At 65.3% G+C, this 24642-nt stretch carries 24 protein-coding genes and 2 pseudogenes; 25 read left to right on the top strand and 1 reads right to left on the bottom strand.

Annotation, left to right across the window (positions count from 1 at the left end; all coding sequences use genetic code 11):
• Positions 1-46 precede the first annotated feature (46 nt).
• From radC to P2PM1_RS03575, 7 genes and pseudogenes are all read left to right on the top strand, one after another.
• Positions 47-535 carry a DNA repair protein RadC gene (gene radC / locus P2PM1_RS03605; protein ID WP_186398151.1) on the top strand — a complete coding sequence of 163 codons (489 nt, stop codon included), beginning with the start codon at positions 47-49 and terminating at the stop codon, positions 533-535.
• Positions 536-652: 117 nt separating this feature from the next.
• Positions 653-2776 carry a ParB/RepB/Spo0J family partition protein gene (locus P2PM1_RS03600; protein ID WP_186398150.1) on the top strand — a complete coding sequence of 708 codons (2124 nt, stop codon included), beginning with the start codon at positions 653-655 and terminating at the stop codon, positions 2774-2776.
• A 96-nt stretch (positions 2777-2872) separates the two neighbouring features.
• Positions 2873-3289: pseudogene (locus P2PM1_RS03595) on the top strand (hypothetical protein).
• The gene (locus P2PM1_RS03590) at positions 3286-3552 is read left to right on the top strand and encodes a DUF6117 family protein (RefSeq protein WP_186398149.1); all 267 of its coding nucleotides are present in this window, start codon (positions 3286-3288) and stop codon (positions 3550-3552) included. Before P2PM1_RS03595 ends, P2PM1_RS03590 begins: the two are co-directional and overlap by 4 nt.
• 203 nt (positions 3553-3755) lie before the next feature.
• Positions 3756-8063, top strand: a complete 4308-nt coding sequence (locus P2PM1_RS03585) for a strawberry notch family protein (protein ID WP_186398148.1) — start codon at positions 3756-3758, stop codon at positions 8061-8063.
• On the top strand, positions 8063-9103 hold the full coding sequence (locus P2PM1_RS03580; protein ID WP_186398147.1) for a toprim domain-containing protein: 1041 nt from the start codon (positions 8063-8065) through the stop codon (positions 9101-9103). The genes P2PM1_RS03585 and P2PM1_RS03580 overlap by 1 nt, the downstream gene beginning before the upstream one ends.
• Positions 9104-9412: 309 nt before the next feature.
• Entirely contained in the window at positions 9413-10333 is a 921-nt protein-coding gene (locus P2PM1_RS03575) for a DUF2493 domain-containing protein (RefSeq protein ID WP_186398146.1), read from the top strand.
• 86 nt (positions 10334-10419) lie between these two features.
• On the opposite strand, the gene P2PM1_RS03570 is transcribed toward P2PM1_RS03575, so the two are convergent.
• Positions 10420-11418 carry a restriction endonuclease gene (locus P2PM1_RS03570; RefSeq protein WP_186398145.1) on the bottom strand — a complete coding sequence of 333 codons (999 nt, stop codon included), beginning with the start codon at positions 11416-11418 and terminating at the stop codon, positions 10420-10422.
• Between the two features lie 318 nt (positions 11419-11736).
• Here P2PM1_RS03570 and P2PM1_RS03565 point away from each other — a divergent pair, with 318 nt between their 5' ends.
• The 18 genes and pseudogenes from P2PM1_RS03565 to P2PM1_RS03485 all read left to right on the top strand — a co-directional run bounded on the left by P2PM1_RS03565 (position 11737) and on the right by P2PM1_RS03485 (position 24610).
• Positions 11737-11904, top strand: coding sequence for a hypothetical protein (locus P2PM1_RS03565; protein ID WP_186398144.1), 168 nt, complete (start codon positions 11737-11739; stop codon positions 11902-11904).
• Between the two features lie 141 nt (positions 11905-12045).
• Positions 12046-12486 carry a hypothetical protein gene (locus P2PM1_RS03560; protein ID WP_186398143.1) on the top strand — a complete coding sequence of 147 codons (441 nt, stop codon included), beginning with the start codon at positions 12046-12048 and terminating at the stop codon, positions 12484-12486.
• 565 nt (positions 12487-13051) lie between these two features.
• Positions 13052-13375, top strand: coding sequence for a DUF736 domain-containing protein (locus tag P2PM1_RS03555; RefSeq protein ID WP_186398142.1), 324 nt, complete (start codon positions 13052-13054; stop codon positions 13373-13375).
• Positions 13376-13567: 192 nt separating this feature from the next.
• Complete coding sequence (locus P2PM1_RS03550) at positions 13568-13825, top strand: helix-turn-helix transcriptional regulator (protein WP_186398141.1); 258 nt, start codon at positions 13568-13570, stop codon at positions 13823-13825.
• Positions 13826-13927: 102 nt separating this feature from the next.
• The gene (locus tag P2PM1_RS03545) at positions 13928-14194 is read left to right on the top strand and encodes a DNA -binding domain-containing protein (RefSeq protein ID WP_186398140.1); all 267 of its coding nucleotides are present in this window, start codon (positions 13928-13930) and stop codon (positions 14192-14194) included.
• 120 nt (positions 14195-14314) lie between these two features.
• Positions 14315-14539: a transcriptional regulator domain-containing protein gene (locus tag P2PM1_RS03540; protein ID WP_186398139.1), complete on the top strand. Its 225-nt coding sequence runs from the start codon at positions 14315-14317 to the stop codon at positions 14537-14539.
• 64 nt (positions 14540-14603) lie between these two features.
• Positions 14604-15089: a DUF2285 domain-containing protein gene (locus tag P2PM1_RS03535; protein ID WP_371636336.1), complete on the top strand. Its 486-nt coding sequence runs from the start codon at positions 14604-14606 to the stop codon at positions 15087-15089.
• Between the two features lie 141 nt (positions 15090-15230).
• Entirely contained in the window at positions 15231-15512 is a 282-nt protein-coding gene (locus tag P2PM1_RS03530) for an AlpA family transcriptional regulator (RefSeq protein WP_186398138.1), read from the top strand.
• A 7-nt stretch (positions 15513-15519) separates the two neighbouring features.
• Entirely contained in the window at positions 15520-16530 is a 1011-nt protein-coding gene (locus P2PM1_RS03525) for a replication initiator protein A (protein WP_186398137.1), read from the top strand.
• Complete coding sequence (gene parA, locus P2PM1_RS03520; protein WP_186398136.1) at positions 16527-17177, top strand: ParA family partition ATPase; 651 nt, start codon at positions 16527-16529, stop codon at positions 17175-17177. Before P2PM1_RS03525 ends, parA begins: the two co-directional genes overlap by 4 nt.
• Positions 17174-17427, top strand: a pseudogene (locus tag P2PM1_RS25345) (hypothetical protein). Before parA ends, P2PM1_RS25345 begins: the two are co-directional and overlap by 4 nt.
• Entirely contained in the window at positions 17424-17942 is a 519-nt protein-coding gene (locus tag P2PM1_RS03515) for a DUF2840 domain-containing protein (protein ID WP_186398135.1), read from the top strand. Before P2PM1_RS25345 ends, P2PM1_RS03515 begins: the two are co-directional and overlap by 4 nt.
• On the top strand, positions 17939-18484 hold the full coding sequence (locus P2PM1_RS03510; RefSeq protein WP_186398134.1) for a S26 family signal peptidase: 546 nt from the start codon (positions 17939-17941) through the stop codon (positions 18482-18484). Before P2PM1_RS03515 ends, P2PM1_RS03510 begins: the two co-directional genes overlap by 4 nt.
• A gap of 35 nt (positions 18485-18519) precedes the next feature.
• Positions 18520-18855 carry a DUF736 domain-containing protein gene (locus tag P2PM1_RS03505; protein ID WP_186398133.1) on the top strand — a complete coding sequence of 112 codons (336 nt, stop codon included), beginning with the start codon at positions 18520-18522 and terminating at the stop codon, positions 18853-18855.
• Between the two features lie 3 nt (positions 18856-18858).
• Positions 18859-19626 carry a lytic transglycosylase domain-containing protein gene (locus P2PM1_RS03500; protein ID WP_186398132.1) on the top strand — a complete coding sequence of 256 codons (768 nt, stop codon included), beginning with the start codon at positions 18859-18861 and terminating at the stop codon, positions 19624-19626.
• Positions 19627-19939: 313 nt separating this feature from the next.
• On the top strand, positions 19940-22003 hold the full coding sequence (locus P2PM1_RS25780; RefSeq protein ID WP_371636334.1) for a relaxase/mobilization nuclease domain-containing protein: 2064 nt from the start codon (positions 19940-19942) through the stop codon (positions 22001-22003).
• A gap of 164 nt (positions 22004-22167) precedes the next feature.
• The gene (locus P2PM1_RS03490; RefSeq protein ID WP_186398131.1) at positions 22168-24159 is read left to right on the top strand and encodes a conjugal transfer protein TraG; all 1992 of its coding nucleotides are present in this window, start codon (positions 22168-22170) and stop codon (positions 24157-24159) included.
• 10 nt (positions 24160-24169) lie between these two features.
• Positions 24170-24610 carry a CopG family transcriptional regulator gene (locus P2PM1_RS03485; RefSeq protein ID WP_186398130.1) on the top strand — a complete coding sequence of 147 codons (441 nt, stop codon included), beginning with the start codon at positions 24170-24172 and terminating at the stop codon, positions 24608-24610.
• Positions 24611-24642 lie beyond the last annotated feature (32 nt).

The following is a 24642-nucleotide window of genomic DNA, read 5'->3' as shown; positions in this document are numbered from 1 at the left end:
GTGAAAGTCCCGGCGCCCGGCCGGCTGCCCGTCGGGAGACCTGAACATGACCCGACATCAGAAGACATTTGGTGTGAAGTCGCAGTCCGCACCGCTTTCGGCCCAGGAACAGGCTGTCGTGTATGAAGCCCGCCAGATCCTGCTGCGCCACCTCAACCAGAACCCGGTCCTGTCCTCGTGGCAGGCGGTGCTGGACTATTGCGCCCTCACCATAAGAGGCGAGGTGGAGCGCTTCCACGTCCTCTATCTCGACCGGAAGAACCGGCTCATCTCGGACGAATGCCTCGCCATCGGCACAATCGATCATGTCCCGGTCTATCCCCGGGAAGTGCTGCGGCGCAGTCTGGCGCTCAACGCCTCCGCGCTGATCATCGTGCATAACCATCCGGCCGGCGATCCCGAGCCCTCGGCCGCCGACCTCACGATGACGAAGGAGATCCAGAAGGCCTGCGCGGCTCTGGGTGTGACCCTGCACGACCATATCATCACCGGTGCAGGGCGGGAGACGAGCCTGCGCGCCCGCGGAGAGATCTGATGGCCCGGGGGAATTGGTCGGCGGAAGGCCAGGAGAGGTAAAGGAGGGATGGGTAATTCGTGACGGGCTGGTTGCCGGAGAGAGAGGCTCCCCGGCGTCCGTCACGGAGTGAAGAACATGGCTACTGCCGTTCAGAAGATCACGCTGTCGTCTTCGCGCGACATTCCTTTCAACAAGCTGGTGCTTTCCCAGTCCAATGTCCGGCGGGTCAAGGCCGGTATCTCTGTCGAGGAACTGGCCGAGTCCATCGCACGCCGCGGCCTGATCCAGTCCCTGCATGTCCGCTCGGTCATGGATGGCGAGGGCAAGGAGACCGGCATGTTCGAGGTGCCCGCCGGCGGCCGGCGTTATCGGGCGCTCGAACTGCTGGTGAAGCAGAAGCGCCTCAACAAGACCGCCCCGGTGCCCTGCGTCGTCTCGGAAGCCGGTGGCGATATCCTGATCGACGAGATGTCGCTCGCCGAAAATATCGAGCGCGCGCCGCTCCATCCCCTCGACCAGTTCCGCGCCTTTCAGGCGTTGCGCGAGAAAGGCATGACGGAAGAGGCCATCGCCGCGGCCTTCTTCGTCGACGTCAAGGTCGTAAAACAGCGCCTGCGTCTCGCATCCGTCTCTCCGACGCTGCTCGACACCTATGCCGAGGACGGCATGACGCTCGAACAGCTCATGGCCTTCACCGTCTCGGAGGACCATGATCGTCAGGAACAGGTCTGGGCGGCGATCAAGGATAGCTGGCAGAAAGAGCCATACACCATCCGCCGGATGCTGACCGAAACCGCCGTGCGGGCCTCCGACAAGCGAGCGGGTTTCGTGGGCGTGGAGGCCTATGAAGCGGCGGGCGGCATCGTGCTGCGCGATCTCTTCCAGTGCGACGATGGCGGCTGGTTGCAGGACCCGGTGCTGCTCGATCAGCTGGTGGCCGAGAAGCTAAGGGCCAAAGCGGAGGCCATTGCCGCCGAGGGCTGGAAGTGGGTCGAGGTCGCCGTGAGCCTTCCCTATGGCCACCAGCATGGGCTGCGGCAGCTTGTCGGTACCACGGTCGATCTGACCGAGGAGGAGCGCGCGACCCGTGAGGCGTTGCGCGAGGAGTACGACCGGATCGAAACCGAATATGGTGAGGCCGATGAGCTTCCCGACGAGATCGACGCGCGGCTGGGCGAGATCGAAGAGGCGCTCGACGCCTTCGAGCAGCGCCCGGTGATCTATGATCCGGCCGATATCGCCATGGCCGGCGCGTTCGTCAGCATCGCTGCCGATGGATCCCTGTCGGTGGATCGCGGCTATGTGCGCCCCGAGGATGAACGGCCGGCCGGATCCGATGGCGATGACTCATCGGAGCCCGGTGGCGACGCTGACCAATCGGATGGACCCACCGGCCAGCGCGCCGTCATCACGCTCGGCGGCCAGCCCTCCGAACCGGAGGAAGACGTGGATGACGGCGTCAAGCCGCTGCCTGAACGCCTTGTCATCGAGCTGACCGCGCATCGAACCCTGGCGCTGCGCAACGCCGTCGCGGAACACCCGGACGTCGCCATGACCCTGTTGCTGCACAAGCTGGTCAGCGACACCTTCCGGCACACCAGGCCGACCGGATGCCTCGAGGCCAGCGTGCGCCATGTCTTCTTCTCCGCGCAGCCGGAGGAGTTGAAGGACAGCGCACCTGCCCGAGAAATTGCCGAGCGGCATGAACGCTGGGGCGACCACATCCCGGCCGACGATCAGGCGCTCTGGGACTGGCTGACCGATCTCGACGACACCTCGCGGCTCGATCTGCTCGCCCATTGCATCAGCTTCGGGGTAAACGCGCTGTTCGAGCGGCCGAACCCCTATGGCGGAACCGGTGTCAGCCAGCACGGGCTGGATGTGCGTCTGGCGCAGGCCGACCGCCTCCAGCGCGCCACGGGCCTCGACATGGTGGCGGCAGGCTGGAAACCCACCGTTGGCAATTATCTCGGCCGTGTCACCAAGGCGCGCATTCTCGAGGCCGTCCGCGAAGGTGCGGGCGAACGGGCCGCCCAGCTTATCGACCACATGAAGAAGGGCGACATGGCCACTGAAGCCGAGCGCCTCCTGGCCGATACCGGCTGGCTGCCCGAACCGCTGCGCCTGGTTGATCCCGATGCCGTGACCTCCGGTGATGTCGAGGCCGACGATCTGCCCGAGTTCCTGGCGGGCGAAAGTGAGGGCGAAGGGCCCGCCGACGAGGAGGGCGAGGCCCAGCACATGGTGGCCGCTGAATGACCATCATGCGGCGCGGCTCCAGCCGCCCCGCATCCTCCGTTCCAAGCTTCAGCAGCCCGGCCATCGCGCCGGGCGCTTTCGTTTCAGGAGCCTGATATGGCCGACTATTTTACGCACTTTTCCTGCCTGCTCGATGTGGGCACCCCCGAAAACGCCGCCCGCGCGCTCGAACTCTACAATGCGCTGTCGGATGAGAACGACGCGGAAGACCCGCCCTCGGACGGGTTTCTCCTGTCGATCCAGCCCGAGCATGGCGGAACCCATCTGTGGATGCGCGATGACGGCACCGGCGATCCCGAGCACGTCATCCAGTTCGTCAAATGCTGCGCCGCCGCGTTCGGCCTGACCGGGTGATGGGGTTTTCAATATGCCAACACCTGCTCGAAACCGCGTCTCGACGCCTTCGGCGGCGGCGCGCATGTGCTCGACCTCGCCACCGGCGAGATGGTGGACTGGATCTACACCGATGGCTGGCTCGCCGAGACAATCTCCGACGAGGGAGACCGGATATGAGCATCCCCTTCCATGCACGGAGCAATTTCCAGACGCTGTTGCGTGCGGCTGCGGACGGCAATCTCGCGCTCATGGAGTGCCTCGACGCCCAATCGGGCAGCCCGCGCTATGTGATCTGTGCGGTGGCGCGGGATGGCGCCGATTACGTCTTCACGCCTTTCGGCCATCTCGCTGACGGCAATCCCTACGACGCCTACCTGCCGCCGGATCCCGACGATCCCGCGGGCTTTCTGCGTCCCGACGCGCCGGAAGCCCCGCCATGACGGAGGTCAAAGCGACGACGCGCGGGACCGCCGACCGATATTGGTCCTGATCTTTCACAGCGCCCCGCCTCTCGGCCGGGCGCTGTTTTCATGTCGCGGGTGACACCGAGAGGAAGAGGCGGACCGGAACGGGTTGAGCCCGCGCGGTCGAGAGAGAGCGCTGTCCGGGCTTTCCCGTTCCCGCTCTCCCGAGGTTCCCCGACATGAACATGGTGTTCCCCGCGGCCGATCCGGCCGCACCGCTTGGCACTGTGCCGGCCATTCTTGCCGCAGCCGATCTCCTGCTTCCCCATCTCGAACGCGGCCAGTGCATTGACGCTGCCACGTTGCGCACCGCGATGGAAACCGCCTTCGGCGCTTCAGACGCTTCCGGCGCCTGGGACTGGAAGACCGCCTATGACGCCTGCGAGGCGGCGACCGTTCTGTTCCTGCGCAAATACGGAAAGGCGCTTTTCCGCAAATCCGCGTCTCCGACTGCACGGCTCTCCGCCATCACCAGGATCGCCGGCCTCCTGCCGACGCACACGCGCCGCTCCGAGGAGAGTCAGGCGTTCCAGCAGTTTTCCACGCCGACCCCGCTCGGCCTCGCTGCCGTCACCGCCGCCGGCATCACGGCGGGCGACATCGTGTTGGAGCCTTCGGCCGGCACGGGCCTGCTCGCGGTCCTCGCCGAAATCGCCGGCGGTGCGCTGCTGCTCAACGAACTGGCCGGGACCCGCGCCAACCTGCTCGCCTCCCTCTTTCCGGCCGTTGACGTCACTCGCTTCGACGCCGCCCAGATCGACGATCATCTGGACTGCGCGGTGATCCCGAGCGTGGTGCTGATGAACCCGCCCTTCTCGGCAATGGCGAATGTCTCCGGCCGGATGGCCGACGCCTGCTATCGCCATGTCGCCTCGGCGCTCGCCCGCCTTGCTCCCGGCGGACGGCTTGTCACAATCACCGGTGCGAATTTCGCGCCAGACGCACCGGACTGGCGGGACGCTTTCGTCCGCCTGGCTGAGCGCGGCCGTGTCATCTTCACCGCAACCATCGACGGCTCGGTCTACGCCCGGCACGGCACGACGTTGCCGACGCGGCTCACCGTCTTCGACAAAGTGCCCGCCGGCGATCCGGCCGTGTTTCCGGCATCGCCCGGCACCGCGCCCGATGTCGCTACGCTGCTTGGCTGGATCGAGGCGCGCGTGCCGCCGCGGCAGCCGGTCTCATTGCCGAAACCTGATGCAGCGGCTTCGTGCGCCACGCCGAAAACCGTTCGCTGTTACCTCGCGCGCCCGGCCGCTGCGCGTCCCGCCACCTCCGTCGCCGCCGATCCCGAAGGCGTGGAACTCGCCTATGAGACCGTGGACTGGACGCCGCAAGATGGTACGCGTCTGACCGACGCCATCTATGAGGCATACGGATTGCAGTCGATCCGCATTCCCGGCGCTCAGGCGCATCCGACCAGACTGGTGCAGTCGGCGGCGATGGCGAGCGTCGCGCCGCCCAAGCCAAGCTATCGCCCGTTGCTGCCGGCCAACATCGCCACGGTGCTGTCGGACGCCCAGCTTGAGACGGTGATCTATGCCGGCGAGGCGCATTCCGACTATCTCGCCGGATCGTGGACGGTGGATGAGACCTTCGATCTCGTCAGCGCTGCGCCCGAGGGTGCCAAAGGTGTGGTCCGCTTCCGCCGCGGCTTCATGCTCGGTGACGGCACCGGCGCGGGCAAGGGGCGCCAGTCGGCCGGCATCATCCTCGACAACTGGCTGCGCGGCCGGCGCAAGGCGGTCTGGATCTCCAAATCCGATAAGCTGATCGAGGACGCCCAGCGCGACTGGTCCGCGCTCGGCATGGAACGCCTGCTGGTGACGCCGCTGTCGCGCTTCCCGCAGGGCAAGCTCATCACGCTGACCGAAGGCATCCTGTTTACGACCTATGCCACGCTGCGCTCCGACGACCGTGGGGAGAAGGTTTCGCGCGTCAGGCAGATCGTCGAATGGTTGGGCTCGAAATTCGACGGCGTGATCATTTTCGACGAAAGCCATGCCATGCAGAACGCCGGCGGCGGCAAGAGCGAGCGCGCCGACGTCGCCCCCTCCCAGCAGGGGCGCGCTGGCCTGCGCCTGCAACATGCGCTTCCCAATGCCCGTGTCGTCTATGTTTCGGCGACCGGCGCCACCAATGTCCACAATCTCGCCTACGCCCAGCGGCTCGGGCTCTGGGGCGGCGAGGATTTCCCGTTCTCGACAAGGGCGGAGTTCATCGAAGCCATCGAGGATGGCGGCGTCGCGGCGATGGAGGTGCTGGCGCGCGATCTGCGTTCGCTCGGCCTCTATACCGCGCGGTCGCTCTCCTATGACGGCGTGGAATATGAGCTGGTCGAGCATCGGCTCACCGAAGAGCAGCGCCGGATCTACGATGCCTATGCCGGGGCCTTCCAGATCATCCACAACAACCTCGATGCGGCGATGCAGGCCGCCAACATCACCGGGAGCGAGGGAACGCTCAACCGGCAGGCCAAGTCCGCCGCGCGCTCGGCCTTCGAGAGCACCAAGCAGCGCTTCTTCGGGCATCTCTTGACCTCAATGAAGACGCCGACCCTGATCCGCTCGATCGAGCGCGATCTTAGGGAAGACCACGCCGCCGTCATCCAGATCGTCTCGACGGGAGAGGCCCTGATGGAACGGCGCCTTGCCGAAATTCCCACCGTTGAATGGAACGACATTTCCGTCGACGTCACGCCGAGGGAATATGTCGGCTCGTATCTGCAGCATTCCTTCCCAGTGCAGCTCTACGAGCCCTTCACCGACAGTGAGGGCAATCTGTCCTCGCGGCCGGTCTATCGGGACGGCCAGCCGGTCGAAAGCCGCGAGGCCGTCGCCCGGCGCGACGAGTTGATCGAGCATCTGGGCTCCCTGCCGCCGGTTCCCGGAGCGCTGGACCAGATCGTCCAACGCTTCGATATCGATATAGTCGCAGAGGTCACGGGCCGCTCACGCCGCATCGTGCGTAAAGGTGATCGCCTCGCGGTGGAGAACCGCGCGCCGTCCGCCAATCTCGCGGAAACCGCGGCCTTCATGGATGATCAGAAACGCATCCTCGTGTTCTCGGACGCGGGCGGCACCGGCCGCAGCTATCACGCCGACCTTTCCGCGAAGAACCAGCGGCTGCGCGTCCATTATCTGCTCGAACCGGGCTGGAAGGCCGATACCGCCATTCAGGGCCTCGGCCGCACCAATCGGACCAATCAGAAGCAGCCGCCATTGTTCCGGCCGATCGCCACGGATGTGAAGGCGGAAAAGCGGTTCCTGTCGACCATCGCCCGGCGGCTCGACACGCTCGGCGCCATCACGCGCGGGCAGCGCCAGACCGGCGGCCAGGGGTTATTCCGCCCCGAGGACAATCTGGAAAGCCCTTACGCGCGCGACGCGCTGCGTCAGCTCTACATGCTGATCGTGCGCGGCAAGGTCGAGGGATGCTCACTCGAACGCTTCGAAAGCGCCACCGGCCTCAAGCTGATGGATGCCAACGGCATCAAGGATGATCTGCCGCCGATCACCACCTTCCTCAACCGGCTGCTGGCGCTCACCATCGAGTTGCAGGGGATCCTGTTCACGGCCTTCGAGCAATTGCTCGACGCCCGTGTGCAGGGCGCGATCACCAGCGGCGTCTATGATGTCGGCCTCGAAACGCTGACGGCGGAGAGCTTCGTCGTCACCGATCGGCAGGTGATCTACACCCATCCGGCGACGGGCGCGGAAACCCGGCTGCTCACTATCTCCGAGAAACGGCGCAACCGTCCTCTGCCGCTGGCCGACGCGCTGGCACATACCGAATCCGATATTGGCAAGCTGCTGGTGAACGGCAAATCCGGCCGCGCCGCTATCCAGCTTCCGACGCCGTCGCTGATGCTCGATGATGGCGAGATCGAGCGTCGCGTCCGCCTCATCCGGCCGATGGAGCATCACCACGCTTCCCTCAAGACGATGGCCGGCAGCCATTGGCGGGAAGCCGACCGCAAGACCTTCGCGGCGGCGTGGACCCGTGAACTGGCCGATGTGCCGGAATTCGAGAACAGCACGCTCCACATCGTCGCCGGCCTGCTCCTGCCGGTGTGGAAGCGCCTGCCCAATGAATCGACGCGCGTCTATCGGCTCCAGACCGATGACGGCGAGCGCATCATTGGCCGCCGCGTGTCACCGGCCTGGGCGGCGAACGCCGCATCGACCGGCACGGCCAGCCTTGCACCTGACGACGCCTATGCCGCGCTGATCGACGGGCGAACCATTCTCGACCTGGCCGAAGGGCTTCAGCTTCGCCGCGTCCGCATCATGGGTGCAAACCGTATCGAGCTGACCGGCTTCACCGAAGCCATGCGGGATCGCCTGCGCGTCCATGGGCTGTTCACCGAGATCATCTCATGGAAGCTCCGCTTCTTCGTGCCGATGGATGCGAACGGCCCGGCGGTTCTCGGCAGACTGCTCGACACCTATCCGCTTACGCGGATTTCCGAGCGGGAGGCAGCGTAATGGCCCGTCCTGACGCCTCCGATCTCGCGCACCGTCTCGGCCGGCAGGCCGAGGCAGTGTGCCGCCATTATCTCTCGAACGGACGCCGCCAAGGCAATTACTGGCAGGTTGGCGATGTCCGCAACACGCCCGGCCGCTCGATGTTCGTGCGGCTCAAGGACTCGCCCAAGGGGCTGGCTGGCAAGTGGACGGACGCGGCAACCGGCGAGCATGGCGATCTGCTCGATGTTATCCGCGAGAGCTGCGGTTTCGTCGATTTCGCCGATGTGGTCGTGGAAGCCCGGCGCTTTCTCAGCCTGCCGCATCCAGAACCGGAACCAGTACCGAGGAAACCAGCTCGCGCACCGACGCCCTCGGGTTCGGCCGAGGCGGCGCGGCGGCTGTTTGCCATGTCGCAGCCGATCGCGGGGACGCTCGTGGAGACGTATTTGCGCAAACGCGGCATTACGGCTTTACACGGAACCGGATGCCTGCGCTTCCATCCGCGATGCTATTATCGGCCCGATGAGCACGGTCCGACCGAGACCTGGCCGGCGATGATCGCCGCCGTCACCGATCTCGATGGCAGGATCACCGGCGCGCACCGCACCTGGCTTGCCCCGGACGGTGCCGGCAAGGCGCCGATCGACACGCAGCGCAAGGCGATGGGCGATCTGCTCGGCCACGCCGTCCGCATCGGTGTGCCAGAAACCGTCATGGCCGCCGGCGAAGGCATCGAAACCATGCTGTCGCTACGGCAGGTTCTGCCCGATCTAGCCGTCGCTCCCGCATTGTCCGCCGCCCATCTCGCCGCCATCCTGTTCCCGCCAGAGCTTCGCAGGCTCTATATCGTCCGCGACAACGACCCGGCAGGCGACGGCGCGCGGGACAGCCTGATCGACCGTGCGGGCGCGGCCGGAATCGAGGCAATCGTGCTCTCGCCGGCGATGGGCGATCTCAACGAGGATCTCCGCCATCTCGGTGTGGATGCACTGAAAGCCGGACTGCGCCCGCAACTCGCACCCGAGGACGTCGCCCGCTTCATGTCGCGCGCGGCATAGCCGGAAGGGAGATACCGGGCGGTGCGGTGACGCCATGCCGGTCCGGATGCGCCAGTCCCGGGCGGGGACCGCGCCTCGGCCTTCGAGAGGGCGATCGGCCCACAAACGGGCCGGGCCGGCAATGGCGAAGACCGGCTATTTTCCGGCGGCGCTACGCGCCTTTCCATCGCGAGGCAAAATAGCCGGCCTCCGCCATCCTCCGCTGACACTTCGGCCCTCCCGCTTTGCTCCGGGTGCAGGCCCGGCCCGCCCGTGTGCTTCGTCGCCATGAAGGCCGCGAGGGTCGCGGTCCTACCGACGGAGCATCCCATGAACGAGCATGACGAGTTCGAACCGCACCACAGCGCATCCCCGACCGACCACGTCCTTACCGAGCTTCAGCTTCATGGCTGGCGTCCCGCCGAGGGCGAGCCCGATCCGCGACCCGCCCCGGAGGATCGCATCATCAAAGGCGCCGTCGCTGACATCTTCGACGCGCTCATCGCCACCATGACCGATACCTGCCTCGATTTCGACCTCGACGAACTGCTCTGGTCGGGCGTCAACATGTTCCACCGCGCCGTCGAGCGGGTCGAAAGAAAACTCGACGACAATGAGCAGGCACAGAAACGCCTCCAGCGCGAGCAGGACGGCTCGGAGGTCAAATCGGTGCAGCTCGAGCGCCTGATCGAGAGCGGGCAATCCCTGATCGAGCGGCGAGACAGCCTGGAAGTTTTTCGCGAGAGCGCCGCCGACCGATACCTCGCCGCCACCGGATCACCCTGGTCGCCGCGAACCGGATCGCGCGTCAACCATCGCCATCTCACCGCCGCGATGATCGACAGCCGGGATTTCCTTGCCGCCAAACGGCGGGCCGACAACGAGGTGCTGTTGCCCGCCGGTCCGAAGATCGCCTTTTCGGGCGGCGACGCCACAGATCACAGGCTGATCTGGGCAAAGCTCGATCAGGTTCACGCCAAGCACCCCGGCATGGTGCTGATGCATGGCGGCTCGCCCAAGGGCGCCGAGAAGATCGCCGCCCGCTGGGCCGACACCCGCAAGGTGCCGCAGGTCGCCTTCAAGCCCGATTGGACCAAACACGCCAAGGCCGCACCCTTCAAGCGTAACGATGCCATGCTCGCGGTCCTGCCGATCGGGGTCATGGTCTTCCCCGGCACCGGTATTCAGGAAAATCTCGCCGACAAGGCCAGAAAGCTCGGTATTCCCGTCTGGAGGTTCGGCGGCGCGTGAGCGTCGCCAATTCCGCTCTCTCTTTGGCGCAGCGCCCACGTCCCACTCGGGGGCAATATGCTGAAGTAACGGCCTGGAAATGTTTCCTAAAGTGCGACCGCCTTGTCCCAGAAACTCAGCAGGGCGGCGGCGAAGTCGTTTTGCCGAACGGCGGCCCGGATGTCCGAACCTGTCAGGGGCACCACAAGCAGCTCCTCACGACTGCCTCGTAGCATCTCCTTGGTGACGGTATCAGCGAACCCATTCCAGGAGACGAGAAACCCAAGCGAGCAGCGTCGGCTGCGGTTTTGCATCTTCTCATGAAAGATGACGAACTCGTTCTTGCCGCAGCGGCCCGACCAATTCTTGCACTCCACCAGGATAACCGCTCCCTCGCGCGTGAGGCGTGGTTCACTGCTCCCGTTCACAACCGAGATGTCAATTTCCTCGGTCGCAGTGCGAATACGCTGCTTAACTGCAAATCCGGGAACTGAAGAAAACAGGCGAGCACAAAGTTCCTCAAGTGCTCGACCTTTCTCATCGGCATTTGCTGACCGATCTACGGCATCGACCAACCCGTCCAGACTGTTGGTTCCCCAGCCCGAGAGTCGCGCCGCAACCTCGGCAATTCTGGTGCCGACTTCGTCGGCCGCTTGCTCGGCCGCTTCGACTATTTCGGCGTCGATTTTGACAACCTCGGCGTAAGCGCGATCCAGCCTCGTGTCCGCCGCCGCAATGCGATAACGCAGTTGGATATAAGCTCCATCGTCATCGTAGTCGACCAGCGCGACGTCTCCATTCACGCGCTGCCGCACCTCGACAGCACGACGCACGAGGTCGAGATACTGTTCAAGGCCCAGCGGTGAATACCAATACTTGCGCGTCCAGGTGTGATCGGCCTCGCCGTACAGCTTGCCATCCTCTGCAGAAAAGAAGCCATTCCAAGCCAGCCGAACTGCGCCATCCTCCATTGTTCCGATCTCGTACCGCCCGCCTTCTGGTACATCGGCTATTGTCAGTTTACCCAGCACGGCCGCGCTGAGCAGCACCGGCTCCTCCTCGTTCGCCGCATCTGCGAGTACGCTTTTCGCCGCTTCAGGATTCATACTGTAACCAGTCTAGTTCTTGCATGGCCAATTCTGCTTGCAAGGCTAACGATCAGTGGTCGCAGATGTCCATAGGAAGGCCAAATGTGCATCGGTTCTTTGCGCCGGCCGGACTCCGAGGGGAGCACCACCCCCGCTTCCTATGCGCTGATCCTTGGTCCGGCAGATGGCCTGACGCCATCAACCCGTGAAGGGTCCGCTACGCGAGCGTGCGGCCTTGAGGCTTCGCCTCCGCGGTGATTGCGGCCTTCAGCCGGATACATCGGGCGCCTGTCGCGCGGGAGATGGTCTCCCGCCTCCAAAACAGGAGCCGGAACGATGTCCCTCGATCAAGCCCACGCCTTCGCGTTCAGCCTCGCCGCCACCCTGATGACCGTCATCGTCGTCTTCCGCGCCGACGACGGCACCGTGTCGGCCATGCCCGCCACCGAATATGACGGTGACGACGATGCGATCCTTGACGAAATCGACCCCTTCGCCTCCTGACCGGAGGCGAATCGCGGCCGTGGGCGGAGATCAGTCCGATTTCCGCTCCCGCAACAGGCCGGTTTCGGCTATGCTGACGATTGCGCCGCGGTGGTGGTGGATGGCGCGACCGTCAGACCCATTCTCTCGGAGAACACCACCATGATCGTTCTTGGAATCCTCGGATCGTTTGCCGTCATTGGCCTGCTGTGCTGGCTGCTCTTCACCCTTGCGGTATTCGCGCTGCCATTCTTCGTCGGCTTGAATGCCGGCATGTGGGCAAATCAGTCTGGCACCGGGATATTCGCAGCCTTCCTCATCGGCGCTTTCGCCGCCGGCGCCACCCTCGGCGTCGGCCAGATCCTGCTCGCCGTCCTGCGTTCGAGTTGGCTGAGGCTGCTCGTTGCGCTCGCCTTCGCCGCCCCGGCCGCTCTCGCTGGCTTTTACGCGACGCGCGGCATCGTCACTCATACCATGCCGACGGAAACCTGGCAGCTTGTCGTCTCCATCATCGGCGCGGTGGCGGTCGGCATCACGGCAGTCGTTCGGATGACCGCATTGGCCACGCCCGAAGCCTCCGGACAGGGCATCGCGACGGCCTGAGCCGACTGGCGATATGAACGGGCGGACCAGGACAGCCGGGGCGCCATTTTCGTCATCGCGCTGAACGGTGATGGAGCGGCGACCGGCCGGCGGTATACGAGGCACCGAACATCCGCTACTCGCGATGCCTGAATCCAGTGGGCTCCAATCCCGGTAATCCGGCAGAGGGGGCGGAGGCGGTTCGTGTGCCGTCGCCGTGTCGGGGAATGCGACGAGCCTGCCTGTCGTGATAGGAAGCCTGCGCGCTGAACAGAGTGCCGGTTTCCGCCGATCGCGGTGGGTCACCACGTTCTCCATGTGATCCCGACCGGATCGAGCGCACCGGAGCGGCCTCTCCAATGGCCTGATCTGGCCGAAGGACGGCTGACGCCTCGATCGCCTATGACGCAACAGCGTCGTCATAACTTTCTTCCCCTGTCGGCTACGCCGCCATTCCGCGCGGAACAAGAAAGTTCCTCCTTTGCTGTGAGCCCCTTCGGGGTGCGCCGTCGATCGCCTCCGGCCAACCGATCGCCATCGAGGCCGCATGGTGCGGGCTCGAAGCTTCAGATCAAGGGGAACTGACATGGCAACCATCGGCACCTTCAAGAAGTCCGGCAACGAATATGCTGGCGAAATCGTCACTCTTAACGTGCAGGCCAAGAACGTCCGCATCGTCCCGGAAACCAACCAGGCCAGCGAGAACGCCCCCAGCCACCGCGTCCTGGTGGGCCGCGCCGAGATCGGAGCCGCCTGGTCCAAGCGCTCGAACGAGGGCCGCGACTATCTGGGCCTCAAGCTCGACGATCCGAGCTTCACCGCCCCGATCTACGCCAACCTCTTCGACGACGAGGACGGCGAAGGCTACAGCCTCATCTGGTCCCGCCCCACCCGCCGCAACGGCGAGTAAGGCGCAAGCGAAACGCCCCGCCCGGGTGTTCCGGGCGGGGCCAATCGCGTGTGAAGGCGACCGAATCAGTTCGAACCTGACTCAGGTTCGATGAGGCTTTCAAAGCCATTTTGACTGGCTCGGGCGCACAAAGACGACTATTATAGCCGTAGTTCTGGCGTGCGCGCAGGTCCGAATGGGAGGTGATCATGCATGATCACCGCCCGACAATCGCGGGCCGCACGCGCGCTGCTTGGTTGGACGCAGGAGACGCTCGCTGACAAGGCCCGGGTATCGCTGACCGCATTGAAACGCCTCGAATCCGAGAGTGGCCTCGAGGTGTATGAATCTACACGCGATCAGGTCCGTAGAGCCTTCGAAAGCAACGGCGTGATCTTCCTTGATTCCGACCAGGGTATCGGAGTGCTGCTGGTCGATGAAAAACACCGCCAATCCCGTCCGTCGCCATAGTCTGCTGCCAGGCTCGATAGCATGCGCGAGCCTGCGTTCTGCAATTGCAGCGTGGTTAACAAGTGCCTCCAACAAAGATAAGAAAGAGTTAAAGGGGGCTCCATGACACACGTCGATTTTCTCGACGAACCGCCGGATTGTGCGACGCTCACGGACTATGACCGTGCGCATATGAAGCTCTATCTGCGTCTGTTAGATGCGGCCACCGACGGTGCGGACTGGCGAGAGGCGGTGTCGATCCTTTTCGGCCTCGACCCAGAGCGCGAACCCGAACGCGCGCGTAAGGTGCATGACCGTCATCTCGCACGCGCCCGCTGGATGACTACGCATGGTTACCGCCTGCTTGTCCGGGAAGGCCAGCGCCGCTGACACCCGGCGTTGCATCGGCCGCAACACGTGTTGCAAGCAACACGGCTTCCGCCTTTCAGCCAACCCGGCGAAGTTTTCCGCCTCGATCATGTATTCGCGTTACGAGGCTGGAGGGCATTGATGTCTCCCGACACAACCCGGTGGCATTCGTCATCGACCTATGACTATCTCGATCACCTGACAGCACCCGATGTCGGCTGGGAGTGGCTGCGGCGCAATGACGACTATCAGCGCGATTTTGACGCCCTACGGACAGCTCGGTCCCAGACCCCGGACCTGATCGAACGGGCAAGCGTATGGTGGGGTCTGCGATTTCGCGGTCTCGCCAAAGCTCAACGCAACTGAAACCCCCGTCTTCTGGCTTCCCCAGGACGACACCGGCGCCGTCATCCTCGCACCGGCGCCGTCGGTGCTATCTGATGGCACCGCACCAGCGAATGACCTGAGCCCCGACCACCTGCGTATTGCCCGGGAGGCAAACCACCTCCTGCATCCGCTCGACAACGGCCAGAACCTCCATCTCGTACTTCCCGAAGGTGCTCCGGCCGATACGTCGCTGGTCGCGCTGGTGCCGCTCGGTCTTGAAGGCTTCGACCGCATCGAGGCAATTCTTCGGTTGCTCTCGTCCCTTCACGGCCGCGTCGTACCCCCGGATACGCGGCTGACGGAGCAGCAACGAGCGCGCACCCGGCGCATGCTGCAAGCCTTCGACGGCCGGCGTGCGGGTGCCACCCAGCAGGAAATCGCCGAGGTCATCTTCAGGACGGGCAAGCTGACCCGCGATGAATGGCAGGCGGCTTCCGAGCGCCATGCGGTCATGAGCCTGCTTGAAAGCGCAGGAGAAATGATCGCGGGTGGGTATCGAAAACTGCTTCGTCATCGCCGCCGATCATAATTCGCAGCGGCCGTTCCGGCGGTGTGGAATTTTGGGTCCCCCCAACTTCCCACTGCAACTCGCCGATCTGCCTTCGCCATCGTGGCCTTCGTCAGCCGCTGAGCACCAGCGGCCTCAACGAAACCCACGGAGGCCCGACCCATGCGACCCGATCTCGCCGTACTCCCGCCACGCTATCTGCGCACCAAGGAAGCGGCCGAATTCTTGAGCCTTTCGGCCCGCACCCTCGAAAAGCACCGCACCTACGGAACCGGTCCCGCCTATCGCAAGCTCGGCGGGCGCGTCGTCTATTCGGTGGACGACCTGCGCGCCTGGGCCGACCGCGGCGCCGTCACCTCCACCTCCGATCCGCGCGGCAGCGTATTGCCGGCTAAGCGGCACGAATCCGCGCCGTCGGCCGGTGCCGACCGGCACGGCCGCTGAGGTCGCAATGCCGCACCGTAGCCGCACCACGTCCAGCGAGCGCAGCCACCTCGATCCTTTTGTGGTCGCAACCGGTGACGCATCGCCCCGCGATCAGCGTGATCTCATGGAACGGCCGTTCTTCTCGCTGGCAAAGCGACCGCGCACCAAACCGATTTCTTACCGGGCCGCCGATGTCGAAGTGCAGGTGTTCGCCATGCCCGAGCACGGCATGGCGACGATATGGGACGCCGATGTGCTGATCTGGGCCGCCTCGCAGATCGTCGCGGCCGAGAACAACGGCTTCGCCACGTCGCGCTTCTTTCGCTTCATGCCCTATCAGCTCCTGCGCGCCATCGGGCGGGCCACCGGTAATCGTGACTATCTGCTGCTCAAGGCCGCGCTTGCGCGCCTGCAGTCGACCGTCATCGCCACCACGATCCGGGGCGGGCGGCATTGGCGGCGGCGGCAATTTTCATGGATCAACGAATGGGAAGAGATGACGACGCGAACCGGCCGCGTCGAGGGCATGGAGTTCGTCCTGCCCGAATGGTTCTACAACAGCGTCGTCGACCGTTCGCTGGTGCTGACCATCGACCCGGCCTATTTCCGGCTGACCGGCGGCATCGAGCGCTGGCTCTATCGCGTTGCCCGCAAGCACGCCGGACGCCAGCCCGAGGGCTGGGCCTTCGAGGTGTCTCACCTTCACCGGAAGTCCGGCAGCCTGGCGCGGCCGTCCGACTTCGCGCTGGATCTGCGCCGCATCGCAGCCCGCCAGACACTGCCCGGCTATCGCCTCCAGATCGAATGGCAGGACGGGCGCGAACTGCTGCGCTTCCTGCCCGAAAACCTATCCACAGTGCCTGTGGAAACCCATGTGAATCCTGTCGGGACATTAGGCGCACGCAGTATCGGGACATTAGGCGCAAATCGCGCGCCGGACTCCATAGAAGACTCTAACAGAGAATCTAACTCTTCTTCTTTGACGCGCGCGCAGGCGAGCCATGGTGCCGGTGCCGCCCGGCGAGGTGCGCCATGATCGTCGCGCTCCTCAACCAGAAGGGCGGCGTCGGCAAGACCACGCTGGCGCTGCATCTCGCCGGAGCCTGGGCGCAGCGCGGCCAGCGCGTCACCCTGATCGATGCCGACCCGCAAGGCTCGGCTCTCGACTGGTCCGAGCGCCGCGGCCATGAGGGTCTGCCGCGCACCTTCGGCGTCGTCGGCCTGGCCCGCGACACATTGCACCGCGAGGCGCCAGAGCTGGCCCGCGACGCCGATCATGTTGTCATCGACGGGCCGCCGCGTGTCGCCGGCCTCATGCGCTCCGCGCTGCTCGCCGCCGACCTGGTGCTGATCCCGGTGCAGCCTTCGCCATTCGACGGCTGGGCATCCGCCGAGATGCTGGCGCTTCTGAACGAAGCCCGCATCTACAGGCCCGAACTGGCCGCGCGGTTCATTCTCAACCGTTGCGGCGCGCGCACGGTCATCGCCCGCGAGACGGCCGAGACGCTGGCCGACCACGATCCACCCTTGCTCGCCGCCACCGTCGGCCAGCGCGTCGTCTTCGCCGATGCCGCGCAGTCCGGCCGCATCGCATCCGAGATCGACGGTGACAGCCTGGCCGCGCGCGAGGTCACGGCGCTGGCCGACGAGATCGACCGTCTCGGTATCGGGAGGGCGCCATGACCGGGCGTACAGGCAAACGCGGTTTCGCATCCCGGCCGAGCAATCCAGAAAGCTGGATCAGGGCGGCCAAGACGCAGCCGGATGGCAAGGCCGCCGGCCAGGCGTTCACCGCTCGGCTGACCATCGACATCACGCCCGCGCTGCGCGGGCGCATCAAGGTCGCGGCTTTCCGCGCGGGATCACCGTCGCCGAGATGCTGCGCGACCTGCTCGCCCGCAAATTTCCATCCACCGACGGAGATCCGACATGACCGGCAAGCCGGCCCACCGCATGCATGGCCGTCCGCTGCCGGACGGGCCGGCGCCCTTCACCACATTGGTCGAACTGACCTTCCACAAACAGAAGGTCGAGCACTGGATCAGATTCGGCCGCAAGAGCTACGAGAAGATCCTCGACCGCCGCCGCAGCGTCGTTGGCTTCGCGCCGGACAGCGTCTTCGCCTTTGTCAGATGGGCGGCCGGCGAACATGGCACGATCATTTCGCGCATCGACATCGTGCGCGCGGTTCGGCGCGGCGAACCCTTCCAGACGCTGCCCTTCGTCCGCCCCGGCGGCGACATCCTGCTGCGCCTCGACGGCTGGCCGAAGGTGCAGCGCGCGCTTGCCGCCATCGACGCCGTGGAAGCGCTCGGCCTCGATCCGGCCGACGCCTCGCCGGATCATTGGCGGCACGTCCACAACCGGCTGAGCGCCGGCCTGGAACCGCACGCCTATACACCCGAGCAACACGCCGCCTGGCTGCATCGCCGGAGGATCGAGCCATGACCCGCCGCCGCACTCTCGTGGTGACGGCGCTGGCGGTCATCAGCATCGCCGCCGCCGGCACCGTCGAGACGCCCACCAAACTGATCTGGAATGCGACGGCGAGCGCGCCGGTCGGCTTCTACACCGTCGAGCCGGCAGACCGTATCGAGGTGCCCGAACTGGTCGCCGTGATGCCGCCCGAACCGCTTGCCGGCTCCATGGTCGAGCGCGGCTATGTCGGACGCGGCGTGCCGCTCCTCAAACGCATCCTCGGCCTGCCCGGACAGCGCGTCTGCCGCACCGGGCGCACGATCACGGTGGACGGGATCGAGATGGGCGAAGCGCTGGAGCGCGACAGCCTGGGCCGCGAACTGCCTGTCTGGCAGGGCTGCCGCGTCGTTCGCGAGGGTGAACTCTTCCTCATGAATTGGCAGGTCCGCGACAGCCTCGACGGCCGCTATTTCGGACCCATCCCCGCAAGTTCCGTCATCGGCCGGGCGCTGCCGCTCTGGACCGATGAGGAAGCCGACGGCCGCTTCATTTGGCGCGCGCCGACGCACTGATCCCGTACATCCACCCCAACCGCAGGAGACTTTCCATGCCGCAGATCGGTCAATTCACACGCGAGGAAACGCACTTTGTCGGGCGCGTCCACACGCTCACCCTCTACCGCGAAGTCAGCATCGTTCCGGCCGAACCCTCCGACACCGAAAACGCGCCCGACTACCGCATCTTTCACGGGGCGGACGATGCGGCGCCCGAGATCGGCGCGGCTTGGAAACGCACAGGCGAGAAGGCCGGTGAATATCTTTCGGTCCTGATCGACGACCCCGCGCTGCCGCGTCCGATCCGCGCGAATCTGTTCCGCGATGGCGCCGAGGCGACGTCCTGGTCGCTGCACTGGAGCCGGCCCAGGCGGGACGGGAAGGACTGAACCATGGCTCGGCAACGCCACCAGCATGCGCCGGGGCGTTGTCGTGCCGCCCGGCGCATCGCGCTCCTTCTCCTTTCCGGCCTTCCGTTTTCGGTAGCGCCCGATGGGACTGCTTTCGCCCAGCCAGCGCCTGCCATCGCCATGCCAGAGAGCAATCCCTATGCGGCTCATATTGCCGAAGCTGCGCAGCGCTTCGGCATTCCAGAGCACTGGATCGCGGCCGTGCTGCGCGCCGAGAGCGCGGGTGACGTGCGCGCAATCTCGTCGGCCGGTGCGATGGGATTGATGCAGGTCATGCCTGCCACATGGGCCGAACTGCGCGCACGCTATCGCCTCGGCCGCGATCCCTATGATGCGCGCGACAACATCCTTGCCGGTGCAGCTTACCTGCGCGAGATGTGGGACCGCTACGGCAATGTCGCGGCCATGCTCGCGGCCTACAATGCCGGTCCCGCCCGCTATGACGACTACCTCGCGACGGGCCGCGCATTGCCCGCCGAGACTCGCGCCTATGTCGCTTCCCTCGTGCCGGTTCTTGGCGGCGGCCTTGCGTCCGATCCGGCGATCCCGGCGACGCCACCAGCCCCTGATTGGCGCGATGCACCGCTCTTCGTCATACGCTCGGGCGACACACAGGGCGCAGGCGCGCGGCCATCCGAAGCGCAATCCGGCGACGCCCGCACACCCGTTCCGGTGCGCGATACCGCCGATGCGGAGCCGCAGGACGGCAGCGTTTTCGTCGCCCGCGCGGGCGATGGAAGCACGCCATGAGCATGGCGCTACTCTGCTTCATCGCGCCGATTGCAGTGTGCAGACCGACATATTGGCGCCTGGCTGCAATGACGGCAGGAAGGGCAGAAAGAGCGAAAAGGGTGGAGGGCAAGATAAAGGAACATGGCACCAGATCGGGCCAGTTCTCGAATTTATTGTTGTCTGCACACTGTTTGGTCGGGACGCGAACGGCACCCCGATTGTGGACCCCGCGTGCCGCGTTGTCGCCCAAAGCCTTGGCCTTGCTGGATTTTGACCGGCACTCTCGTCCGAAATCGGTCGGCTTTGCGCCATTTTGGCCCGGAGCGCGGCGATGAGCGCCGACGACGAAATCCGCTTCCGGCCGAAGCCCGGCCGCATCCGCTCCGACACGCCGCGCGCGGGCAAGGCAAAGAGCTTTCTCACCCAGGCGAAGAAGCTCGCGCGGCAGCACGGCAATGGCCCATCCAGATCAGCGACGCGACTATCAATGCGCTCCGTATCCGGAGCGGTCGGGAAGAGCGGCAAGGCATCGCGGGCAAGTGGAGGACCGGGCGTGCGGCGCGGGCGTGGCGCGGCCTTCGTCCGGTCGCGCACGCTCTCAGGCGGTTGGCGGCACAGCGCCCCCGGCATGCGCCGCGTCGTCGTGAAAACCCGCTACGTCCAGAACGCCGGCAGGAACGGCAGGTCTGCCGCCCATCTGCGCTACATCCAGCGCGACGGAACCTCGCGCGACGGCGAGCGTGGCCAGCTCTATTCGGCCGACGAGGACCGCGCCGATGGCAACGCCTTTCTTGATCGCGGTGCCGATGATCGTCACCAGTTCCGGTTCATCGTCTCGCCCGAAGACGGAGCCGACCTCACCGACCTGACCGCGCACACCCGCGATCTGATGAGCCGTATCGAATCCGACCTCGGCACCCGGCTCGATTGGGTCGCGGTCAATCACTACAACACCGGCCATCCCCATGTGCATGTCATCGTCCGGGGCAAGGATGATCTCGGCGAGAATCTGGTCATCAATGGCGACTATCTCGCCAACGGGATTCGCGAGCGGGCGAGCGAGTTGACCACCCTCGAGCTCGGCCCAGTGACCGGGATCGAGCAGAGCCGAAAGCTGTCGGCCGAGATCGATCAGGACCGCTTCACCCGCATCGACCGGGCGATGGCAGACGAGGCCGATAGCCGCTTCCTCGATCTGCGCCACGAGCCCGCCGAACCGAGGCGGCAGTTCGAGCGGACGCTGCGCCTGCGCCGGCTCGCCAAACTCGAGAAGATGGGCCTGGCCACGGAGCACGCCCCCGGCGCCTGGGAATTGAGTGAGAGGATGGAACCGGCGCTACGTGAGCTGGGCGAGCGTGGCAACATTATCCGCACCATGCACAAGGCATTGAAGGCCGATGGTCTGGAGCGCGACCCAATAACCTTCCAGATTCATGACGGACCGCCCATGTCCCCCATCGTCGGCCGCGTCGTGGACAAATACCTGTCCGACGAGCTGGGCGAGAACCTGACGCTGGTAGTGGACGGCATCGACGGTCGGACGCACCATGTCGCCGGTATCGAGGCGGCCCGCGTCGAGGACGCCCGGATCGGCAGCGTCATCGAGATCGGCCCGGCCGATAGGGGGAGCCTGCCATCCGATCGCGGCATCGCGGCCATCGCCGAGGACGGCATCTATCGGCCGAGCCGCCATCTGGAACAGGCCAGGTTCGAGGGGCGCGTTCCTGGAGGTGATTACGAGGGCTATGTCGATGCCCATGTGCGCAGGCTGGAAGCGCTGCGCCGCGCCGGCATCGTGGAGCGGATCGACGCTCACCAATGGCGCATCCCAGACGACTTCGAGAGCCGCGCCGCCGCCTATGATGCGGGCCGCAATCGGCAGGCCAGCGTCCGCGTCCTGTCTGCCTTCGATCTGGAAAGACAGGTCGGCGCCGATGGCGCGACCTGGCTGGACCGGCGGCTGATCTCCGGCGAGGCATCGGATCTCGCACCGGCCGGGTTCGGGAGCCAGGTGCGCGAGGCGATCGACCAGAGGCGCGATCATCATATCGAACGGGGCGACGCCACGCGGCAACAGAACGGCCGCGTCTTCTACCGGCGCAATCTTCTCGCCACGCTGCGCGAGCGCGAAATTGCCCATGCCGGCACAGAGATGGCGGCGAGCAAGGGTCTGCCGTTTCGTGCCACCGCTGATGGCGAATCCATCAGCGGCAAGTTCACCGGGACAGTGCAGTTATCCAGCGGCAAGTTCGCCGTGGTCGAGAAGGCGCATGAGTTCACCCTGGTCCCCTGGCGGCCCGTTATCGACCGTCAGCTCGGCCGCGAGGTCATGGGCGTCGTGCAGGGCGGTTCGGTATCGTGGCAGCTTGGCAGATCGCGCGGCATCGGAATCTGACCAAAAGCAGACGTGTGTTTACTTGGCGCGTGCCCCGGCGCTGAGAACCGTCCTATTCGCGCGCTGTGGTATTCGCCCGCTCTCCGGTCCGGTCTTTCCTGTTGCCTCTCGCGCAAATGCCTATTCTCTGATCGGCTCCATCTCTTTTGCCGATTGGAGCCTTTATGCGCGGAGGCAGAATACTCTGGGGCCAGATGGCCGTCGTCTTCACGATTGTTCTGGTGATGACGTGGGCGGCGACGCAATGGGTTGCTTTCCGCCTGGGCTTCCAGCCGCAACTCGGCAACCCATGGTTCGATCTGGCCGGTTGGCCGATCTACTATCCGCCGGCCTTCTTCTGGTGGTGGTTCTCCTTCGACGCCTATGCGCCTGCGATCTTCGTCGAGGGCGCGATTATGGCGGCGTCCGGCGGTTTCATCGCCATCGCCGCCGCCATCCTCATGTCGATCATCCGGGCGCGGGAGGCAAAGAACGTCGCCACCTACGGCTCCGCACGCTGGGCCGAGGATCGGGAAATCCGTGCCGCCGGGCTTCTCGGCCCTGACGGTGTGGTGCTCGGCCAATACGACCACGACTATCTGCGCCATGACGGGCCGGAGCATGTTCTGTGTTTCGCCCCAACCCGTAGCGGCAAGGGCGTGGGACTGGTCGTGCCGACCCTGCTGACCTGGCCGGGAAGCTGCATCGTCCACGACATCAAGGGCGAGAACTGGACGCTGACAGCGGGCTTTCGCGCGAAGCATGGCCGCGTCCTGCTGTTCGACCCGACCAATGCAAAGTCATCCGCCTACAACCCGTTGCTCGAGGTCCGGCAGGGCGAATGGGAAGTCCGCGACGTCCAGAATATCGCGGATATTCTGGTCGATCCCGAAGGCAGTCTGGACAAGCGAAACCATTGGGAAAAGACCTCTCACGCACTGCTGGTGGGCGCCATCCTGCACGTTCTCTATGCCGAACCCGACAAGACACTGGCCGGTGTTGCAAATTTCCTGTCCGACCCGCGTCGCCCGGTCGAGGCAACCTTGCGCGCCATGATGGACACGCCGCATCTGGGTGAGGCCGGCGTTCACCCCGTCATCGCCTCATCAGCCCGCGAACTGCTGAACAAATCCGAGAACGAACGATCCGGCGTACTGTCCACGGCCATGTCGTTCCTGGGTCTGTATCGCGATCCGGTCGTGGCGCGCGTCACGTCGCGCTGCGACTGGCGCATCGCCGATCTGGTTGGCAGCGGCCAGCCCGTCTCGCTCTACCTCGTCGTGCCGCCCTCCGACATCAACCGCACCAAGCCGCTGATCCGGCTGATCCTCAATCAGATCGGCCGCAGGCTCACCGAAGAGCTGACCACATCCGGCAAACGTCATCGCCTGCTGTTGATGCTGGACGAGTTCCCGGCCCTCGGCCGGCTCGACTTCTTTGAATCGGCGCTCGCCTTCATGGCCGGCTATGGTCTCAAGAGCTTCCTGATCGCGCAGAGCCTCAACCAGATCGAGCGCGCCTACGGCCAGAACAATTCCATTCTCGACAACTGCCATGTCCGCGTTGCCTTCGCCACCAATGACGAGCGCACGGCAAAACGCGTGTCCGACTCGCTCGGCACCGCGACCGAATTGCGTGACTCCACCAACTATGCTGGACATCGGCTCGCGCCCTGGCTGGGCCACCTCATGGTCTCGCGGCAGGAAACCGCGCGGCCATTGATGACACCCGGCGAGATCATGCAGCTCCCGCCCACCGACGAAATCGTCATGGTGGCGGGCACGCCCCCGATCCGTGCCACCAAGGCCCGCTACTATGAGGATGCGCGGTTCACGGAGCGTGTTCTTACGCCGCCCGACCCGGCCGCCGGGCCGGCTTCCGCACCGGCGCCCACAACCGACGACTGGTCGCGCCGCGCGATTGCCGCGGCAGACCGATCGGCATCGGGCGCCACGGAAGGCGCCCCCGGTGATCCGGCCAATGCCGGCATCCGCCGCGAACCGGAACTGCCCGAGCATGAAGAAATCGTCCCGCCGCCACCATCTCCGGCGCGGGAATTCGACATCCTCGACGACGAACCGGATGTAGACGCCACCAAGGCCCGTGCCCTGCGCTCCCGCATGCGCATGGTCGCGCGGCAGGCGTCGATGAACCCCGATGACGGCATCGAACTTTGAAGGACTCCCCGTGACCAAACGCGCGCGCATGAATGTCTATTTCGACCCGGAGTTGCTGAAACAGGTCGAGGCGCTGTCGTTGCGGCGCAAGGTGTCAAAGTCCGCGATCATCGAGGCGGCCGTCGCCTCTTTCCTCTCCGGGGACACGGCGGATCGGCTGGAAGCGGCCATGTCACGCCGCCTCGACAGGCTCGGCCGTCAGGTTGACACGCTCGATGAAGATCTTGCCATCCTGGGCGAAACCCTCTCGCTGTTCATCCGCTTTTGGCTGACCATCACGCCGCCGATCCCGGAGGCCGGAAAAGAGTCGTCTCGAGCCAAAGGCGTCGAGCGATTCGAGGGCTTCATGCAGACCCTCGGCCGGCGTCTGGCGACGGGAGACAGGTTCCTGAAAGAGTTGTCACGCGACGTCGATTCGACTGGAGTCGGGGTCAATGGCGACCAACCCTGAACCTTCAACCCCTCCTATTTGCCGCCGATCAC

The organism is Stappia sp. P2PMeth1 (assembly GCF_900185735.1).
In the GTDB taxonomy this organism is placed as follows: domain Bacteria; phylum Pseudomonadota; class Alphaproteobacteria; order Rhizobiales; family Stappiaceae; genus Stappia.
The sequence above is the reverse complement of the archived record's forward strand: the minus strand, read 5'-3'. Positions and strand labels throughout refer to the sequence as shown.

Excerpts from the sequence above, each read along its gene's own strand:
- radC (WP_186398151.1), top strand. The coding sequence starts at position 47 with ATGACCCGACATCAGAAGACATTTGGTGTGAAGTCGCAGTCCGCACCG.
- P2PM1_RS03600 (WP_186398150.1), top strand. The coding sequence starts at position 653 with ATGGCTACTGCCGTTCAGAAGATCACGCTGTCGTCTTCGCGCGACATT.
- P2PM1_RS03590 (WP_186398149.1), top strand. The coding sequence starts at position 3,286 with ATGAGCATCCCCTTCCATGCACGGAGCAATTTCCAGACGCTGTTGCGT.
- P2PM1_RS03585 (WP_186398148.1), top strand. The coding sequence starts at position 3,756 with ATGAACATGGTGTTCCCCGCGGCCGATCCGGCCGCACCGCTTGGCACT.
- P2PM1_RS03580 (WP_186398147.1), top strand. The coding sequence starts at position 8,063 with ATGGCCCGTCCTGACGCCTCCGATCTCGCGCACCGTCTCGGCCGGCAG.
- P2PM1_RS03575 (WP_186398146.1), top strand. The coding sequence starts at position 9,413 with ATGAACGAGCATGACGAGTTCGAACCGCACCACAGCGCATCCCCGACC.
- P2PM1_RS03570 (WP_186398145.1), bottom strand. The coding sequence starts at position 11,418 with ATGAATCCTGAAGCGGCGAAAAGCGTACTCGCAGATGCGGCGAACGAG.
- P2PM1_RS03565 (WP_186398144.1), top strand. The coding sequence starts at position 11,737 with ATGTCCCTCGATCAAGCCCACGCCTTCGCGTTCAGCCTCGCCGCCACC.
- P2PM1_RS03560 (WP_186398143.1), top strand. The coding sequence starts at position 12,046 with ATGATCGTTCTTGGAATCCTCGGATCGTTTGCCGTCATTGGCCTGCTG.
- P2PM1_RS03555 (WP_186398142.1), top strand. The coding sequence starts at position 13,052 with ATGGCAACCATCGGCACCTTCAAGAAGTCCGGCAACGAATATGCTGGC.
- P2PM1_RS03550 (WP_186398141.1), top strand. The coding sequence starts at position 13,568 with ATGATCACCGCCCGACAATCGCGGGCCGCACGCGCGCTGCTTGGTTGG.
- P2PM1_RS03545 (WP_186398140.1), top strand. The coding sequence starts at position 13,928 with ATGACACACGTCGATTTTCTCGACGAACCGCCGGATTGTGCGACGCTC.
- P2PM1_RS03540 (WP_186398139.1), top strand. The coding sequence starts at position 14,315 with ATGTCTCCCGACACAACCCGGTGGCATTCGTCATCGACCTATGACTAT.
- P2PM1_RS03530 (WP_186398138.1), top strand. The coding sequence starts at position 15,231 with ATGCGACCCGATCTCGCCGTACTCCCGCCACGCTATCTGCGCACCAAG.
- P2PM1_RS03525 (WP_186398137.1), top strand. The coding sequence starts at position 15,520 with ATGCCGCACCGTAGCCGCACCACGTCCAGCGAGCGCAGCCACCTCGAT.
- parA (WP_186398136.1), top strand. The coding sequence starts at position 16,527 with ATGATCGTCGCGCTCCTCAACCAGAAGGGCGGCGTCGGCAAGACCACG.
- P2PM1_RS03515 (WP_186398135.1), top strand. The coding sequence starts at position 17,424 with ATGACCGGCAAGCCGGCCCACCGCATGCATGGCCGTCCGCTGCCGGAC.
- P2PM1_RS03510 (WP_186398134.1), top strand. The coding sequence starts at position 17,939 with ATGACCCGCCGCCGCACTCTCGTGGTGACGGCGCTGGCGGTCATCAGC.
- P2PM1_RS03505 (WP_186398133.1), top strand. The coding sequence starts at position 18,520 with ATGCCGCAGATCGGTCAATTCACACGCGAGGAAACGCACTTTGTCGGG.
- P2PM1_RS03500 (WP_186398132.1), top strand. The coding sequence starts at position 18,859 with ATGGCTCGGCAACGCCACCAGCATGCGCCGGGGCGTTGTCGTGCCGCC.
- P2PM1_RS25780 (WP_371636334.1), top strand. The coding sequence starts at position 19,940 with ATGAGCGCCGACGACGAAATCCGCTTCCGGCCGAAGCCCGGCCGCATC.
- P2PM1_RS03490 (WP_186398131.1), top strand. The coding sequence starts at position 22,168 with ATGCGCGGAGGCAGAATACTCTGGGGCCAGATGGCCGTCGTCTTCACG.